Annotated in this window: 14 protein-coding genes and 1 other RNA gene; 6 read left to right on the forward strand and 9 right to left on the reverse strand. The window is 25.2% G+C overall.

Translation table 11 applies throughout. From position 1 onward, the window contains the following. From nusA to aspS, 3 genes are read left to right on the forward strand one after another with little or no spacing between them, the layout of a single operon-like run. On the forward strand, positions 1-1254 hold the full coding sequence (nusA, locus tag BGIGA_RS00005) for a transcription termination factor NusA (protein ID WP_014726332.1): 1254 nt from the start codon (positions 1-3) through the stop codon (positions 1252-1254). 47 nt (positions 1255-1301) lie between these two features. Then, entirely contained in the window at positions 1302-3923 is a 2622-nt protein-coding gene (gene infB, locus BGIGA_RS00010) for a translation initiation factor IF-2 (RefSeq protein WP_041178358.1), read from the forward strand. Further along, a complete protein-coding gene (gene aspS, locus BGIGA_RS00015) occupies positions 3923-5635 on the forward strand; it encodes an aspartate--tRNA ligase (protein WP_014726334.1) in 1713 nt (570 codons plus the stop codon). The genes infB and aspS overlap by 1 nt, the downstream gene beginning before the upstream one ends. Here the strand turns inward: aspS and BGIGA_RS00020 are convergent. Both BGIGA_RS00020 and BGIGA_RS00025 read right to left on the reverse strand, forming a co-directional pair. After that, positions 5621-6118 carry an inorganic diphosphatase gene (locus BGIGA_RS00020; RefSeq protein WP_014726335.1) on the reverse strand — a complete coding sequence of 166 codons (498 nt, stop codon included), beginning with the start codon at positions 6116-6118 and terminating at the stop codon, positions 5621-5623. The genes aspS and BGIGA_RS00020 overlap by 15 nt on opposite strands. 2 nt (positions 6119-6120) lie before the next feature. Further along, a complete protein-coding gene (locus BGIGA_RS00025; protein WP_014726336.1) occupies positions 6121-7311 on the reverse strand; it encodes a dihydrolipoamide acetyltransferase family protein in 1191 nt (396 codons plus the stop codon). A 97-nt stretch (positions 7312-7408) separates the two neighbouring features. Between BGIGA_RS00025 and BGIGA_RS00030 the strand changes: the two genes are divergently transcribed. After that, positions 7409-8953, forward strand: a complete 1545-nt coding sequence (locus BGIGA_RS00030; protein ID WP_014726337.1) for a bifunctional ADP-dependent NAD(P)H-hydrate dehydratase/NAD(P)H-hydrate epimerase — start codon at positions 7409-7411, stop codon at positions 8951-8953. A gap of 6 nt (positions 8954-8959) precedes the next feature. Here the strand turns inward: BGIGA_RS00030 and lnt are convergent, their stop codons facing one another. The 7 genes from lnt to BGIGA_RS00060 form a co-directional block, all read right to left on the reverse strand. Then, positions 8960-10609: an apolipoprotein N-acyltransferase gene (lnt, locus tag BGIGA_RS00035; protein WP_014726338.1), complete on the reverse strand. Its 1650-nt coding sequence runs from the start codon at positions 10607-10609 to the stop codon at positions 8960-8962. 33 nt (positions 10610-10642) lie between these two features. Further along, positions 10643-11043: a transfer-messenger RNA gene (gene ssrA, locus BGIGA_RS03090) on the reverse strand. 46 nt (positions 11044-11089) lie between these two features. Beyond that, on the reverse strand, positions 11090-12337 hold the full coding sequence (rodA, locus tag BGIGA_RS00040) for a rod shape-determining protein RodA (RefSeq protein WP_014726339.1): 1248 nt from the start codon (positions 12335-12337) through the stop codon (positions 11090-11092). Next, positions 12321-14228 carry a penicillin-binding protein 2 gene (gene mrdA, locus BGIGA_RS00045; protein ID WP_014726340.1) on the reverse strand — a complete coding sequence of 636 codons (1908 nt, stop codon included), beginning with the start codon at positions 14226-14228 and terminating at the stop codon, positions 12321-12323. Before mrdA ends, rodA begins: the two co-directional genes overlap by 17 nt. Then, positions 14225-14737 carry a hypothetical protein gene (locus BGIGA_RS00050; protein WP_014726341.1) on the reverse strand — a complete coding sequence of 171 codons (513 nt, stop codon included), beginning with the start codon at positions 14735-14737 and terminating at the stop codon, positions 14225-14227. The genes mrdA and BGIGA_RS00050 overlap by 4 nt, the downstream gene beginning before the upstream one ends. Further along, entirely contained in the window at positions 14737-15570 is an 834-nt protein-coding gene (mreC, locus tag BGIGA_RS00055; protein WP_014726342.1) for a rod shape-determining protein MreC, read from the reverse strand. The genes BGIGA_RS00050 and mreC overlap by 1 nt, the downstream gene beginning before the upstream one ends. Before the next feature lie 11 nt (positions 15571-15581). Further along, positions 15582-16622, reverse strand: coding sequence for a rod shape-determining protein (locus BGIGA_RS00060; RefSeq protein WP_014726343.1), 1041 nt, complete (start codon positions 16620-16622; stop codon positions 15582-15584). A gap of 97 nt (positions 16623-16719) precedes the next feature. Here BGIGA_RS00060 and folK point away from each other — a divergent pair, with 97 nt between their 5' ends. Then, positions 16720-17217, forward strand: coding sequence for a 2-amino-4-hydroxy-6-hydroxymethyldihydropteridine diphosphokinase (folK, locus tag BGIGA_RS00065; protein WP_014726344.1), 498 nt, complete (start codon positions 16720-16722; stop codon positions 17215-17217). Next, positions 17210-19414: a putative LPS assembly protein LptD gene (locus BGIGA_RS00070; RefSeq protein WP_238526737.1), complete on the forward strand. Its 2205-nt coding sequence runs from the start codon at positions 17210-17212 to the stop codon at positions 19412-19414. The genes folK and BGIGA_RS00070 overlap by 8 nt, the downstream gene beginning before the upstream one ends. Positions 19415-19416: the final 2 nt, after the last annotated feature.

The raw sequence follows: 19416 nt of genomic DNA on the forward strand, positions 1-19416 counted from the left end.
ATGGATAATGAAGCTTTAATAGATTCTTTTTCAGATTTTAAATATGAAAAAAATATTGATAGAGTAAGTCTTATCGGAATATTAGAAGAATCAATACGATGTGTTTTAAGAAAAAAATATGAATCATCAAAAAATTACGATATTATTGTAAATCCAGATCAAGGAGATTTAGAAATATGGAGAAATAGGATAGTAGTGGAAAATGGAAAAGTTAAAGATAAAAATAAGGAAATAGAACTCTCTATAGCTAGAAAAATAGAACCTGATTTTGAAATCGGAGAAGAAGTTACAGAAAAAGTGGAATTACAATCTTTAGGAAGAAGAGCTATTTTATCACTAAGACAAAATTTGCTATCTAAAATTAATGAACATGATAATACAAACACTTATAAAAAATTTAAAAATAAAATAGGAGAAATCATTAACGTGGAAGTCTATCATATTTTGCCAAAACAAATTATTATGAGAGATGATGAACAAAATGAAATGGTTTTGCCTAAACAAGAGCAAATTCCAAGTGATTTTTTTAGAAAAGGAGATCCAGTTAGAGTATTAGTTAAACGAGTAGACTGGAAAGATAATAAACCTTTTGCTATTCTTACCAGAAAAGATGAATCTTTTTTGGAAGAGCTTTTTAAACTGGAAATCCCAGAAGTTTCTGATGGATTAATTACAGTAAAAAAAGTAGCACGTATTCCAGGAGAGAAAGCGAAAGTAGCTGTAGAATCTTATGATGATCGTATTGATCCAGTTGGAGCTTGTGTGGGGATGAAAGGATCTAGAATTCATCCTATTGTTAGAGAATTAAAAAATGAAAATATTGACGTTATTAATTACACCTCCAATACACAATTATATATAACACGATCTTTAAGTCCTGCTAAAGTTTCCATGATGGAAGTGAATGAAGAACACAAATATGTTAATGTATATGTTAAAATGGAAGAAATATCAAAAGCAATTGGAAAAGGAGGTCAAAATATAAAATTAGCTAGTCAATTAACCGGATACAAAATTCATATATTCAGAGATTATCCTTACGAAGATGATGTAGAACTAACAGAATTTTCTGATGAAATAGAATCAGAAGTTTTGGAAAAATTCCATAAAGTAGGTTTAAATACTGCAAAATCAGTTTTAAATTACAGAAAAAATGATTTAAGTAGACGGACAGATCTTGAAGAAGAAATTATAAATAAAGTATTTACGATATTAAGAAAAGAATTTGAAGAAGAATTAAATATAAATACATAATTTTTTTCTTTTATTTTATTTATAAATATATTTTTATATTTATGTTTATGACTGATAAAATCAGATTAAAAACAGTATTAACCAAATTTAATATTTCCTTAAAAAGAGTAATTAGTTTTTTACAAAAAAAAGGAATTGAAATAGAAAATAATCCTAATGCAAAAATAGAAGAACAAGTATACAAATCTCTTGTTCGAGAGTTTCAAACTTACAAAGATATACGAGATGCATCTGAAAAAGTTTTTTTGCAAAAAAAAATGGAAAAAGAAAAAATAAAAGAAGAATTATTAAAATCAAAACATATTCATAATCATAAAGATTATAAAATTATACGAGTTAAACCAGAAAATTTAATTGAGTTAAAAAAAATAGGAAAAATAGATTTAGATAATAAATATGGGACTAAGGAAGAAAAAAAAAATAATTTACATCAATATAAAGAGAAAAAAATAGAGACAAATAAACATAAACCTGAACATATTGATACAATTTATCAAAAATTAGATGGCGTTATGTTAACAGGAGATAGAATAGATTTATCTCAATTTGAAAAAAAAAGAACGAAATCAGAAATTAAAAAAAAACGAAAAAGAATTAAACAAGAAATTTTCATTGAAGAAATAAAAAATATTTCTACAACAGGAAAAAAACAAAACAAAGAAAAAATCCCTTCCTTCAAGAAAATCAATAAAGAACATTCTTTTCATGCTAATGATAAAAAAATAGATAAACTAAAAAACAAAAAAAATACAAAAAAATCTGGGATTACTGATGAACAAATAAAAAAACAAATTAAAGAAACTTTGGAAAAGTTATCTTCCAAAGGAATAAAGTCAAAAGCTTCGAAAATTAGAAAAGAAAAACGTCAATCCAAAAAAGAAAAAAAGCTGATACAAAATGAAATAGAAAATAAAAAAGAAGAAAAAATTCTGAAATTGGCTGAATTCACTACAGTTAATGAACTAGCATCTATGATGAAAGTCAATGCGACGGATGTGATTGTTTCTTGCATGTCTTTAGGAATTATGGTTACTATGAATCAAAGATTAGATGCAGAAATATTAACTTTAGTTGCCGATGAATTTGGATTCAATGTAAAATTTGTAGGATTAGATTTAGAAGAGGCGGTTCAAGATGAGAAAGATTTAGAGGAACATTTAAAACCTAGATCCCCTATTATTACTGTCATGGGACATGTAGATCATGGAAAAACGTCTTTATTAGATTATATAAGGAATACCAATGTTATTGCAGGTGAAGCTGGTGGAATTACTCAACATATAGCAGCTTATAGTGTAGAATGTTCTGATCACAAAAGTATTACTTTTTTAGATACTCCAGGTCATGAAGCTTTTACTGCTATGCGAGCTAGAGGGGCTCAAATAACAGATATAGCAATCATAGTTATAGCCGCTGATGATCAGGTTATGCCACAAACTAAAGAAGCTATTAGTCATGCTCAAGCCGCTGCTGTTCCTATTCTTTTTGTTTTTAATAAAATGGATAAATCTAATGCAAATTCTGATAAAATTAGGGAACAATTAGCTAATTTAAATTTTTTAGTCAAAGAATGGGGAGGAAAATATATTACTCAAGAAATATCAGCAAAATTAGGATATGGGATAGATCAGTTATTAGAAAAAGTTCTTTTAGTTGCAAAATTATTAAATTTAAAAGCAAATCCAAATAAACCTGCAATAGGAACAGTTATAGAAGCTTCTTTAGATAAAGGGAGAGGATACATTACAACTTTGCTTTTACAAGGAGGGACATTAAAAGTTGGAGATTATGTTTTAGCAGGAAGTCATCATGGTAAAGTAAAAAGTATTTTAGATGAACGAGGAAAATCTATTTCTTCAGCAGGGCCATCTAAACCTATTACTATATTAGGATTAAATGGAGCTCCTACTGCTGGAGACAAATTTAAAGTATTTAAAGATGATAAAGAAGCGAAACAGCTCGCTTCTAGAAGAGAGCAGTTACAAAGAGAACAAAATATACGAGCTCAGAAACATCTGACATTAGATGAAATAGGAAGACGTATTGCATTGGGTGATTTTAAAGAATTGAAAATTATTATTAAAGGAGACGTAGATGGGTCTGTTGAAGCTATTGCTGATGCTCTTCAAAAATTATCTACAAATACTATTATGGTGAATATTATTTACAAAGGAGTAGGTCAGATTACAGAATCTGATGTTTTATTAGCAAGTGCTTCAGATGCTATTATTATAGGATTTAATGTTCGTCCTAATATTGGAGCTAAAAATATAGCAAAAAAAGAAAACATAGAAATACGAACATATTCGATTATATATAACGTAACCAATGATATTCAAGAAGCTATGGATGGAATGTTAACTCCAGAGATTAGAGAGAAAATATTAGGAAATGCTGAAGTTAGAGAAATTTTTAAAATCCCAAAAACAGGAACTATAGCTGGATGCATGGTTATAGAAGGAAAATTATTACGTAAAGCAAAAATCAGATTGATTAGAGAAGGAATTGTTATTCATAATGGAGAATTTACTTCTCTTAAACGTTTTAAAGAGGATGTAAAAGAAGTTTCAAAAGGATATGAATGTGGATTAGGAATAAAAAATTATCATAATATAAGATCTGGAGATGTTATAGAAGTTTATGAAGAATTATCTGAATATAAAAAATAATGTATAGAACACATAATTGTGGAGAATTGAGTCTAAAAGATATTGGAAAAAAAGTGATATTATCTGGATGGATTCAAAAAATAAGAAATTTAGGATCTTTATTTTTCATAGATATTAGAGATTATTTTGGAATCACACAATTGATTATTTATAAGAAATCAGTGAAAAAAAATATTTCTTTGGGAAAAGAATTTATAATTCAAGTAAAAGGAAAGGTAGTAGAAAGATTATCTAAAAACTACAATATTCCTACTGGGGAGATAGAAATTTTAGTCTATCACATAGATTTGTTAAATTCATCTTTGTCTCCTCCTTTCACTATAGAAAATCAAACAGATGGAAATGAAGAAATTAGAATGATTTATCGGTATCTTGATATTAGGAGAAATCCTATTAAAAATAATTTGATGATTCGTCATAATTTAGCTTTGGAAACACGTAATTTTCTTTCTAAAAATGGTTTTCTAGAAATAGAAACACCTGTTTTAATAAATTATACCCCAGAAGGAGCTAGAAGTTTTGTTGTTCCTTCTAGAACATCTCCTAATAAATTTTATGCATTAGCTCAATCTCCACAATTATTTAAACAATTATTGATGATAGGAGGAATAGATAAATATTTTCAAATTGTAAAATGTTTTAGGGACGAAGATTCTCGTTCGGATAGACAAATCGAGTTTACGCAAATAGATTGCGAAATGTCTTTCGTAGAAGTTCATGATGTATTGGTATTTTTTGAATATTTTATTAAACATATTTTCAAAAAAATTAAAAACATTCAATTAAATTCTTTTCCTTGTATTTCTTATTCTGAAGCTATAAAAATGTATGGAACAGATTCTCCTGATATTCGTTTTGACATGACTTTTGTCGAATTGAATGATTTAGTTAAAAGAGAAAAAATTAATTTGTTGAAAACGCAAGAATTAGTGATAGGAATTAAAATTCAAAAATGTCATAATATCCATGATAATGATCAAATCAATTTCTTTTTAAAAAAAATAGAAAATAAAAATTTTTTTTGGATAAAATGTTTATCTAATCAAACTTTACCTTCTTCCAATATAAATTTTTTAAACGAAAAAAATTTAAAAATTTTTGTAAAATATTTTAAAGCTTTACCTGGTGATTTATTATTTTTTTCTTATGGTAAAAAAAGAAAAACTAGAGAAGAACTTGGAAAAATACGATTGAAAATAGCAGATTTTTTAAATCTTAAAAATTCTAAAACTTTTCAACCTTTGTGGATTACAGATTTGCCCCTATTAGAATGGGAAGAACAATCTAAAAAATATAAATCTGTACATCATCCGTTTACAAGTCCAAAAGAAGAAGATCTTCATTTATTAGAAAAATATCCAAAAAATATTCGTTCTAAATCTTATGATTTAATTATAAATGGAATAGAAATTGGTAGTGGATCTATCCGTATTCATAATAAAAATATACAAAATATAATCTTTAAACATTTAGGATTATCTCAGAAAGAAATAGAACATAGATTCGGTTTTTTTATAAAAGCTTTTGAATATGGAGTTCCTCCTCATGGAGGAATAGCTTTTGGATTAGACCGATTAGTTAATCTTTTAGAAGGAAATAAAAACATAAAAAACTTCATTGCTTTTCCAAAAAATAATTATGGAAAAGACATCATGACAAATGCTCCATCTTTTTTAGAAAAAGACAAATTAAAAGAGCTACATATTCGTTAAATGATTTTGATATCGTAAACGAGATTGCTCATATACATAAATAGCTTCTTGTTTATCCTTCCAATTTCCTATTTTTACTTTTTTATTTTCCAAATCTTTATATACCAAAAAAAAATGTTCTATTTCTTTTTTAGTATGTAAAGCGATTTCATCAATATTATTGATAACATTATAATTAGGATCTGCTACAGGGACACAGATAATTTTTTCATCTTTTCCTTTTTCATCAATCATGAAAAAAATTCCTATAGGTTTTACTTCTATTAAACAACCTGGCACTGTAGGTTCTGTTAAAAAAACTAATACATCTAATGGATCTCCATCCATAGAAAGAGTTTTTGGAATAAAACCATAATCTGTTGGATAACTCATAGGAGAATACAAAACCCTATCTAATCGAATTAAGTTATTTTTTTTGTCAAATTCATATTTATTTCTGCTTCCTTTGGGAATTTCAATGAGAGCATCAAAACTGATTTTCATAATTATATTTTTGTATAACAATTAAATTTTTCTAAATATAAAGCTACTTTTTTAGCGAAAAATCCACCTAAAACACCATCTATTACACGGTGATCATAAGAATGAGATAAATAAATTTTATGTCTTATGCCTATTAAATCTCCTTCTGGAGTTTCTATTATAGACAATTTTTTTTGAATTAATCCTATCGCCATAATAGCAACCTGTGGTTGATGTATAATAGGTGTACCAAAAAGATTTCCAAAACTTCCTATATTACTTATAGTATAAGTTCCACCTTGAGTTTCTTCAGGTTTTAATTGATTAGATTTAGCTCTTTTTATTAAGTCATTTATAATTTTTATTAATCCTACTAAATTATAAGAATCTGCATTTTTTATTACAGGAACAACCAAATTACCATTAGGTAATGCTGTAGCTAATCCTATATGAATATTTCTTTTTTTTATTATGTTTGTTCCATTTACGGAAATATTTATCATGGGAAGATCTTTTATAGCTTTTACAACACATTCTACAAAGACGGACATTAAAGTTAATTTTTCTCCCGTATTTTTCTGAAAATTATCTTTTATTTTATCTCTCCATTTTACTATGTTAGTAACATCCGCTTCAACAAAAGAAGTTACATGTGCAGAAATATTTTTACTATTAATCATGTGTTCCGCAGTAATCCTACGTATTCTATCCATTTCAATGATTTCTTCATTTTCATCATTATTTATACTACTTTTAATATTTCTATCGCATTTAGGAATAACAATACTATTTTTTTTAATACGAATATATTTTAATATATCTTTCTTAGTAACACGTTCTTTTTCTCCAGTTCCTTTTATCGTTTCCAATTCATAAAAACTAATTCCTTCTCTATGAGCAATTGTTCGTACAAGAGGAGAATAAAAACGTTTTTTATTTTTTTCTATTGATATATCCTCTAAAGGAAATTTTTCTTCTATTTCTAAAATAGCAATGAAACTTCCCACTTTAGCAACTTCATTGGGAGCGAATAGTTTCTTTTTTAATATCCCATTTACAGGGGAAGATATTTCAGAATCTACTTTATCTGTAGCTATTTCAACTAAAACATCTTCTTTTTTTATAGAATCTCCCTCTTCTTTTAACCAACGAATGACAGTAGCCTCAGCTATACTTTCACCCATGGCTGGAAGGGGCAAATTATACTCGGCCATCTAGATAAATCGTTTTATATTTGCAGATATTAATTCTAATCAGATATCACAAAAATAAAAACTTATAAAATCAAAAATAATAAATTCATTTTAAAAAATGAAAATTCTTTCTTTAAATCAAATTAGAAAAGCAGATCAATATTGTATTGATTCAGAATCAATTTCTTCTGTTCAATTAATGGAAAGAGCCGCAAAAAGTTGTTTTAACTGGATGATTCATAATAAATATTTTAAAATTAAAGAAATTCCATTTATAATATTAGTGGGAAATGGAAACAATGGAGGAGATGGATTATCTTTATCTTATATGTTACATTTATACGGAGCAATGGTTTCGGTATATTTAGTTAACATTTCTAGTCATTTTTCAAATGAATTTTTAATCAAAAAAAATGAAATATTACAGCATGGAATAAATTTTAAAACGATTTTTGAAAATGAAAAATTTCCTTACTTTTATAAAGAAAGTTATATTATAGATGCTATTTTCGGAATAGGATTCAATCGTACAATTAATTCATATTGGAAATCTTTTTTTCGTTATATAAACGAAAAAAAATTTAAAGCAGTTATATCCATAGATGTTCCATCCGGACTTTTTATGGAAAAAAATCATGAAAATTTTGAAGGAATCATCAAAGCCACTCACACTTTAACTTTTCAAGTTCCAAAATTACCTTTTCTATTCCCAAATTATGCAGACTATGTTGGAAAATGGTATTTGATAAATATAGGGTGGAAAGAAGATTTTCTTCGTAAAATACAAACTAAAAATTTTTATATAGATAATGCATATATTCACGCTATATATAAAAAAAAAAGAAGACAAAAATTTTCACATAAAGGAAATTATGGACATGGAATGATTATAGGTGGAAGTTTTGGCATGATGGGATCTGTTGTTCTTTCCGCAACGGCTAGTTTTCGTACTGGAATAGGAAAATTGAACGTATACGTTCCTTATTATGGATATAAAATTATCCAAAATGCACTTCCAGAAGCTATTGTAAATACAGATAAAACGAAACAACATTGGATCAATAATATTGTTATTTCTAATGAAAATAATATAAACGCAATAGGAATAGGAATGGGAATGGGCGTGCATCCTAAAACGGTGTACGCTCTAGAATCTTTTTTATTAAAAATAAAAAATAAAAAAATACCAATGGTAATTGATGCTGACGCTATAAATATATTATCACATAAATTGCAATTATTGGATCTTCTTCCGGAAGAAACTATTTTGACTCCACATCCAAAAGAATTTCAAAGATTATTATGTAGATCATGGAAAAATGATTATGATAAATTACGTTTATTAAAAGAAATGTCTAAAAAATATAAAATTTTTATTGTGTTTAAAGGAGCTCATACCATTATTTCAACACCTAGTGGAAATTTATACTTTAATAGTACAGGAAATCCCGGAATGTCAACTGCTGGTAGTGGAGATATTCTCACGGGAATGATAATGAGTCTATTATCTCAAGGATATTCTACAAAAGAATCATGTATAATGGGAGTTTATTTACATGGATTAGCAGGAGATATTGCCTCAAAAAAATTAAGCAAAGAAGCTATCATTGCTAATGATATTATTAATCATATAGGGGAAGCTTATCTAAAAATAAAAATTTAAATCTATTTATTCAAATTTTATGTTTATAATTTTATTATATGTGATCGCATATAATAAAATTATAATTGTTGTCAATAAACTAATTCTAGAAAAAAAATCTCCATATTTAATGTAAAAAGTTTTCTTTTTATTTAAATATATTTTATCATACAAAATTCCTTCTTTTCCATAAGGAATGGATGATATAATTTCTCCTTTTTCGTTAATAAAACAAGAAATTCCTGTATTTGCCGATCTAGCTACACATTTTCGATTTTCAATCGCTCTAATACGAGCGTAACACATATGTTGTTTATGTCCTTGTGATGTCCCCCACCATCCATCATTAGTAACAACAACCATTAATTCTGCATTTTTTTTTCTAAAAAAATTCGAAACATATTCTCCGAAAACAGATTCATAACAAATAATAGGAGCTATTTTTATTCCTAAATAAGGATGTTTAAAAACAGAAGGATAATTTTCTTTTCCAAGTTCCATTATAGTTCCTCCAAAATTAAGTAATATATTTCCTAATATAGGTGAAAAAATTTTCCTATAAGGAAAAGTCTCCACTGCTGGTACTAGTTTAGATTTATGATGAAATTCAACATTTTCATGAGTTCCTATTTGAATTACAGAATTAAAAATATCTATCCATTGCATATTTTTTTTGTCTTTTGTAAAAATAGGAATGGAAGTTTTACTTTGATTTTTACGATATAAAGTAAATAATTCTATTCCTGTTATAAATACTGTATTTGGAGATTTATTTCTTAAATAATCTTTAAACGCGGAAATAATTTTATTTTTATTTATATCTTTTATTTGTATTTTATTTCCTTTTCCTGGAAACATAGTTTCTGGGGCTATGATTATCATCGGTTCTTCAGATATTTTTTTATCTATTAATTTTTTTAATTTTGAAATTAATTTATCTGTAGAAGTGTAATATTTTTGATTATATGGATCTATGTTAGGCTGTAAAATTAATACATTTGCAGTACGTTCATTGTGATTTCTTCTATATTTTATATATATAAGATTTGAAATAAAAATCATGAAAAAAATTATTCCTATATTAAAAAATATTCTTTTATATAAAAAAAAGATGTTTTTATCATTTTTATACTTAAAAATGGATTCTGTAAATCCAATATTTACTATCCATATCCATATAGATCCTCCTAAAATCCCCGTATATTCATACCACTGAATCCATTCTGTACGATTAGCAAAACCATTTCCTAAATTCAGCCATGGCCAAGATAACTCCCATTCTAAATGCATTTTTTCGAATGAGATCCATAAACAAACTAAAAATATATATCCTATTCTTTTATTTTTTATATGTTTTTTAATCCATGAATAAAAAGAAAAAATGATTGACATAAAAGAAGCATTAAGTAAAACTGGAACTAAATAAGCTTCTATTGCAAAAGTTCCATTAGGTCTTTTTGCATAAAATAACCACCATGTAGAAATAGCATTCCAGGTAAAAAAAGTAATAAAAGAAAATAATAAAATAGAAAATAAAGAATGATTTAAATAATTTTCTATATATAATAAAGGAATAAAGGCAATAAATAAATATATGGGAAATCCATCAGTAGGCCATCCAAATCCCAACAAAATACCCGAAAACACACTGTATATAAAAAACTCAATTTTACTCATTTTATGTAAAATTTTAATGAAAAAAAAATAAATAAATGGAGCTGGCGGGATTCGAACCCGCGTCCAAACAAGTCGTATAAAAGATTTATCCATATTTATCCAAAAAAATTTTTTACATTTTTATCCAAGTTTTGGATCCAGAATAAAAACTTAAGATTCAAAATATAATTCAGAAAACTTAAGAATCATCTGTTTTCTTATCCTTAATATTTTTAAGTACCTCTATATCAGAAATTATAAGGAAAAATTTCTGAGAGATATTTTGCTTCTGCGTTTTTTTGCAGATGAAGCTATAATGTTAACATTAAGCAGCAAAAGCGTATTCTTTTTCGCCATTTATATATTTGTAACGCTTGATTTTCGTGTAATACCTTACGTGACACGATATGCTTTCTTTTATGACTTATCTTGCTGTCAAATCCAAAATCAGCCCCTTATTAATGAAATTTCAAATCATTATTTTACTTAAACCTAAGTTCATCAGATCAAACTAGTTTGATCTGATGAATCCATTTTTATAAATATAAATAATAAAACAGTAAAAGACCAAAGAGAAGATCCTCCATAACTGAAAAAAGGCATAACAATCCCTATTGTTGGGAAAAGACCCATAACCATTCCTAAATTAATAATTATATGAATGAAAAAAATATTTCCAACTGAATACCCAAAAATCCTTCCAAAAACATCTTTTTGTCTTTCAGATAAAAAATAAATACGACTAATAAATAATAAATAAAATATAATTAAAATTACACTTCCTATAAAACCCCATTCTTCTCCTACAGTACAAAAAATATAATCAGTATGCTGTTCAGGAACAAATTTTCCTTTTGTCACAGTCCCTTTTTTATATCCTTTTCCAAAAAATTTTCCTGAACCAATAGCTGTTTTAGAATATAATAAATTATATCCTACATTATCTCTATATTTTCTATCAAATTCATTTTGAAATAAAATATTGATTCTATCTTTATGATGTTGTTTAAAAAATTTTTGAAAAAAAAATGGAGAAAAAATAGAAAAAACTGAAAAACTAATAAACAAAAATATGTAAAAAAATAAATCAGCAAGAGATGTATTTTTTTTAATTTTAAAAAGAAAGAAAAAAATAAAAATAATAAATAAAAGTAAAATAACAATCCAAGGAGATAAATTTAACGAAACCACAAACAAAAAAATATAAAATAAAAAATAAAGTAGAAAAGAAATAGATAACCCTTCTCTATATAAAGTAAGAAGAAAAGAAGAAAAAACTATAGAAGAACCAGGATCAGGTTGTAAAAATATCAAAAAAGCAGGCAATACTAATATAATAAATATATGGAATAATGCTTTATGATTATTTTCGATATTTTCTTGACTCATTACATGAGCTATTATTAAAGATGTTGATATTTTAGCTAACTCAGACGGTTGAAAACTAATAGGACCAAAAACATACCAAGATTTTGAACCATTTATATTTTTTCCAAAAAAAAAGACTCCAATCAAAAGAAATAACGTAAATAAAAAGAAAAATGGAGCTATATGTTTATAATGAATAGGTTTAAACAGAAAAACAATAAATATGAAAACAAAACTAAACAATATCCATATTAACTGTTTTTCTGCTTTTTCTGGAGATACAGAATATAAATTCATATATCCAAAAAAGATCATAATAATATAAATGATAACAACTCCCCAATCTATGTTTTTAAATAATATTTTATTTCTTTTTACCATTATATGTATAAGTGTAAAAGTTATTTAATTTCTTCATTTTTGCTATTGAATTATATACTTTTTGCAGTCCTGAAGTCATTATTTTTTTTTCAAGATTTTTTCTAATCACATTATTTTTGATATACTTTTCTGCAATAAGACTAGCAATAGGTCCGGCCCAACGAGATCCAAATCCTCCATTTTCTATTATAACAGAAATAGCAATTTTAGGATCTTCTATTGGAGCAAACAATATAAAAATAGAATGATCGGGTAAAGAAACTATTTTTTTATGATTCACTTTAATAAAATTCTGAGCCGTTCCTGTTTTTCCAGCCATTCTAATATCGTATGATCTAAAACTTCTTCCAGTTCCGATAATAAATACTTTTTCCATTCCATTAATAATTAAATCAAAATATTTCTTTTTTACTTTAGTCTGTTTAGCTACAGTGTAGTTAGGATTTGATATAAGTTGATGATTTATTCGTTTTACTATATGTGGAGTATAGAAAAAACCCCTATTTGCTATAGCGCAAACCATATTAGCTAATTGTATAGGAGTCACATTGATCTCTCCTTGACCTATACTATTAGAAATAATTGTAATAGCATTCCATTTTGTTGTTCCATATTTTTTATTATAATAGTCTCCAGAAGGAATAACACCTTTTTCTCCTGTAGCTAAATCGTTATACAAATAATTTCCAAAACCAAAACTTTTTATAATATCACACCATTCATTAACTCCTTTTGTCAAATCTTTAGGATATTTTTCTATCACACGTTTATAAACTTGTGCAAAATAATTATTACAAGATACAGCTACTGCTGTTTCTATCCCTATAGGAAATCCATGAATTCCAGAATGACAATGAATTCTCTTTTTCCCATATTTAAATCCCTTATAACATATAAAAGTCGTATTAGTGTCTACTACTCCCATTTGAAGACCTGCTAATTCAGTAAGCAATTTAAATGGAGAAGCTGGTGGATAACGAGCTTGTGTAGTTCTATCAAATAAAGGATTATCTATTGTATTTTTCATTAATTTTTTAAATTCTTTAGATCTATTTATACCTACAAATAAATTGGGATCATTAATGGGACTAGATACTAAGGATAAAATTTCTCCATTTTTAGGATTTATAGCAACGATTCCTCCCTTTTTTTGATACATAAGCTGTTCTGCGTAATTTTGTAAATTCCAGTCTATAGTTAAAGAAATATCATTTCCACTTATAGCTTTTATATTATTTTTATTATTATTATAACTTCCTATAATACATCCTTTTCTATCTCTTACCCAATATTTTACTCCTTTTTTTCCTCTTAAAATTTTTTCATAAGATTTTTCTACACCGGCCCAACCAATAAAATCTCCCATTTGATAATAATTAGATTCTTTTTTAATTACTTTTTGAGTAACTTCTCCTATATATCCTAATATATTGGATGAACTTTCTACTTTGTAATCCCTAAGAGAACGTTTTGTCCAATCAAACCCTTTGTATTTATAAAGTTTTTCTTGTATAGTAGCGAACTTTTCTTTTGAAATAAAAGGTAAAAAAACGGATGGCAAATATTTAGAATAAGCTTTTGCTTTTTCTAAATTTTTAGAAAAAGTATTTTTATCAATTCCTACGAGATTACAAAATTCTATAATGTTAAAATGTTCATCTATAAGAATAGGAATAACTATTAATTCATAAATAGATTTGTTAAAAACCAATAGATTCTCATTTCTATCAAAAATAGACCCTCTTTCAGGAATAATAATTTCTTGTTTTATAGAAGTATTAAAAGCATTCAAAATATACTTTTCTGTATATATTTGGATATAAAATAATCTGATTATGAGAATTATACCTATAAAAATTAACAAAATGTAAAATTTATATAATTTTTTCATTGTTTAATTTTTTTGAAAAAAAAATATATAATACATAAAATAGTTGTAAAAATACTGCTAAATGTTGTTCTAAATAAAACAATTTTGTTGAAAATACTACCTTTCAACATTCCTAATATTAACAAAGAAAAATGATGTGTAACAACTAACGAAAATATATAAAGCACTTTTCTTATAAAAGACAATTCATAAATTGAAAAATCGTTTCTATTTATAAAGTTTTTTCCGTCAAAAAATTGTAAAAATTTCAATCTTAAAAAAGCAGATAAAGTAGAAGAAAAAGCATGAATTCCTCCAGAATTCATGCAATGATCAATTATCCATCCTATTAAAAATGATAAAAACAAAAACAAAAATCTATTTTCATTGTATGGATATATTAATATAAAAAGAATATATATATAAGGATATAATTCTGATGAAAATAAAGAATTTAATATTGATACTTGAATTAAACAAAAAATGAAAATATAAAATACAGAAATAATAAAACTTTTAATTAGATTCATTACTTATTTTCAACTTTATAAAGTTGAACATCATTCCATTCTTTTTTAAACAAATTTTTTACAACATAAGCATTTTCTATGGTAGAAAAATTAGCCATGAGTTTCACTTTTATAATATAATTAGCATGTTCTTCATCCAATTTATAAGAATGAACTCTTCCAATTGTAATTCCTTCAGGAAAAGTGGAAGATTTACCATCTGTTTCGACAATATCTCCTTTATGTATCGTGGAATGTCTTGGTATATCATATAAAACTACATATTCATGATCCAATCCATTCCAACTAAGAGTTCCAAAATACTTATTTTTTTTTAGTCTGGCATTGACCTTAATTTTTGGATTTAAAAGAGAAATTGCTATACTAAAATGTGGAGAACTTTTTATAATAATCCCTGCAATTCCATCTGACAATATAATCCCCATATCTGGGGAAATTCCATCTATATTTCCTTTGTTTATGGTTATATAGTTGGATTGTTCGTGTATACTATTATTTATAATTTTTACTGGAGTAAAAGTATACTGTTGTAAATAATGAATATCCTCTTTTTGAAAATCTTTAGATATTTTTCTTATTTTAGAAGATATTTGAGCTTCATGTAATCTTTTATTTTCATTTAAAAGTTTTTTGTTTTCAATTTCTAATAAAAAATAACTACGCAATTTGTAGATGGATTCATAAATTTTTCCAATTATAAAATTTGAAGAACCTGCATAAATATATTGATGAAATTTTGAATTTGAAAAGGAAAGAAAAACAGCGAAAAATTCTAGTAAAAAAAAGAAAATCAGGAAACGCCATTTTAAAAAAAAATTAAAAATTTCACGCATAAAAATCAATCCTATTTCATTAAAAATGTAAATTTATCAATATTTTTTAACGCAACTCCTGTTCCTTTTACTACAGCTCTCAAAGGATCTTCTACTAAATAAACAGAAAGACCGGTTTTATTGGAAATTCTTTTATCTAATCCTCTTAATAGAGATCCTCCACCTGCCATATATATTCCTGTTTTGTAAATATCTGCGGCAAGTTCTGGGGGAGTTCTAGAAAGAGTTTCCATAACGGCATCCTCAATTCGTAAAATCGATTTATCTAAAGCAGGAATTGTTTCCTTATAAGAAAGATTCATTTCTTTAGGTTTTCCTGTTGGAAGATCTCTTCCTTGTATATGAATTTCCTTTGGAGGAGTTTCTATAGATTCCATAGCCGCTCCTATATCTATTTTTATTTTTTCTGCAGTTCTTTCTCCAATATACAGATTATATTTAGAACGAAGAAAATAAGCAATATCATTAGTAAAAACATCTCCAGCTATTTTTATAGATTTTTGACATACTATTCCACCTAAAGCTATGACTCCACATTCTGTGGTTCCTCCTCCTATATCAATAATCATATTTCCTTCAGCTTTGGTGACAGAAATACCTGAACCTATAGCAGCGGCCATGGGCTCTTCAATAAGATATACTTCTTTAGCATTAAGATGCTGAGCTGAATCTTTTACGGCTCTTTTTTCCACTTCTGTGATTCCGGATGGAATACAAATAACCATTGTTAATGATGGAGTAAAAAATTTGTTATTTACACCTGGAATTTTTTTAAGAAATTCTTTAATCATAAGTTCTGCCACTTGATAATCTGCAATGACTCCATCTTTCAATGGTTTGTAAATTTTTATATTTTCATGTGTTTTTCCTTGCATTTGTTTAGCTTCTTCCCCTACTGCTAATACTTTTTTTGTTCTTACATCTATAGCTATTATTGAAGGTAAGTCTACTATTACTTTGTTATTATGCATAATCAGTGTATTTGCTGTACCTAAATCTATAGCTATTTCTTGAGTAAAAAGATTCTTCATAAAATCTATTACTAATCCCATTAATATTTTTTTTATGAAAATATTTACCTAATTTAAGTAAAATAAGAATACAGTTTTTCTGTATATTATGAATATGTTGTAATAATTTTGTTTTAATATGAAAGAACACGATGTATTCTTGTTGCAAGGAAGTAATAAAAAAGATAAAAAAAAATATTTAGATAAATCTTTAATTTTAATTTCTAAAAAAATAGGTAAAATTATTAGAATTTCATCATATTTTGAAAGCGAAGCATGGAATATGAAAAATTATTCTATTTTTTATAATAGAGCTTTATACATAAAAACAGATTATTCTCCTATTGATCTTTTAAAAAAAATTTTTAATGTAGAATTTATTGTAGGTAGAAGAAAAAATATTTGTACAGGAGAATATCAAAATCGAGAAATAGATATAGATATTTTATTTTATGATCATATTATTATATATAGTTTCATTTTGACAATTCCTCATCCATTATTACATTTACGAAGATTTGTTTTAGAACCTATGTGTGAAATCGCACCAAATAAAAATCATCCAATATTTAATTTAACTATTTTAGAAATGTTAGGATTATGTATGGATAAATTATATGTAAAAAAAATTGTATAAAATTCGAATTTCTGTTTATATCATATTATTTATGTTTTCTATATCCATTTTTTACGGAAACGAAAAAAAAGAAAATCGTATTCTTGATAATCATCATAAAATAAAAAATGATTTTTCTTTTTTGAAAGATGTTTTAAAATATAAATCGGATATACAAGAACATGATATAAAAGAAGGAAAATCATATTTAAAAGGACAAGCTTCTGTAGAATATGATAACACAAAAATTGAAGCTGATTATATAGAATTAAGCTGGAAAACTGGAGATTTATATGCGAAATCAAAAGAACAATCTGTTTTTTTACAAAAAGGAAATCAACTATATTTTTTAAATAAAATTCATTTCAATTTAAATCATAAAATAGGAGAAGCAAAAAACTTCTATATAAAAGAAAAAAATCATATTGTGATAGCTAATGATATTTTAAAAAAAAAAGAGGATATTTTAATGAAAAAAATTACATATATATCAGATTCTTTTTTTTTAGAAAAAAAAGATAATTCTCCTGATTTTTATTTAAAAACAGATTATTTAAAATATTCTTATTTAAAAAAATATATTTTTTCTGGTCCAATTTTTTTTTATTGGTATAAAGTCCCAATGCCTATTTTTTTACCTTTTTTATATATGCCTATAGAATTGAAAAAAGCATCTTATGGTATTTTGTATCCAAAATTAGGAATTCAAGACAAAAAAATTTATATGGAAGATTTAGGATTATTTTTTCCTATTTCTGATTTATTCAATTTTAGAATAAATACTTCCATATATAATACTAAAAAATGGAAAATTCAAACAAAAATAGAATATAAATTGAGATATGCTTATGATGGATTGATTAATTTTGATTATCAAAATATGTTCAATGAACAAAAAAATTATTTATTTCAATGGAAACATAATTCAGATTTTAAATCGAATTCTGAAATAAGTTTTAATGCGAATATTAATTATGATAATATTTTTTTACATAATAAAAATATTAATTTTTCTTATATAAACATAAGAAAAAAGTTTTATAATTATTTATGGTTTATAGATTTTTATATGATTCAATATCATGATAAAAAGAAAATTAAATTTATCATTCCAGAATTTATTTTCCATACAAATAATATACTTTTTCATGATAAAAAAAATTCTTTTTTAAATCATATAAATATCGAAAACAGATTCCAATTCAATAATTTTATAGATGTTCATAAAACAATATATTTTCATGCTGGACTGAATCATAATATGAGCATGACTACTTATTTTTATTTTTTTTATCCTTATTTAAAGGGTTCATCTAAAATTTTGTATAAAGATTTTTATACATGGAATTTCCAAGATTTTTATGTTTCAAGTTTTCAAAACTTAGATTTTTCAACAAATATAGTATCTATTCCGTTCTATAAAATTTGGAATTTTAAAAATATTTTTTTATTAAAACATCAAATAAAACCTATTTTATCTTTTCATGTTAAATACTTTCCTCCTGTTTTTTATAACGTAAAAAATCATTTTGAGAAAAGAATAAATTTTATTTTAGATAACGATTGTATAAGTACAATAAAAAATCCATGGAATGGTGTTGAGAAAAAAATAGAAATTTTTAAAGAAATAAATACCTCATTTCTTATTGATCATAATTTTATGAAATGGGAAAATTTTCATATTACGGGTAATACTGATTTAGCAAAAAATTCGGAAATCAAATATAAAGTAGGAATAGATTTTGGAAAAAAAGAAAAAAAAAATAAAATAATATATTTTGATTTTTCTTTTTCTTCTAATTATAAAATAAATTTTTTTCCTGTTAAAAATAAATTTCAAAAAAAAGGGAAAAATCGTTATGATTACTTTTTTTTCGATAGAAAAAATTATGCAAAATATTCAATCCCGTTAAATTTAAAAATTGATTTTCATTCCAATTATGAAAAAAATTTTTTTAACAAAAAACAATTATTTCATACTCTTTTAAATTTTAATGGATCTATAAATATTACAAAATATTGGAAAATAAGTTTTAATACAGATTACAATTTGTTAAAAAATCAAATCATATTCGCTAATATTATTTTTGATAGAGATATAAGAAGCTTTGATATGAGTTTTAATTGTGTTCTTGCAAAAAATTATTCCTGGTCTTTTTTTATTGGATTAAAAGATCCAAACTTCAGAAATATTATACAATACAATGAAAAAAACTAATT

Origin of the sequence: Blattabacterium sp. (Blaberus giganteus) (genome assembly GCF_000262715.1) — a bacterium.
GTDB lineage: Bacteria > Bacteroidota > Bacteroidia > Flavobacteriales > Blattabacteriaceae > Blattabacterium.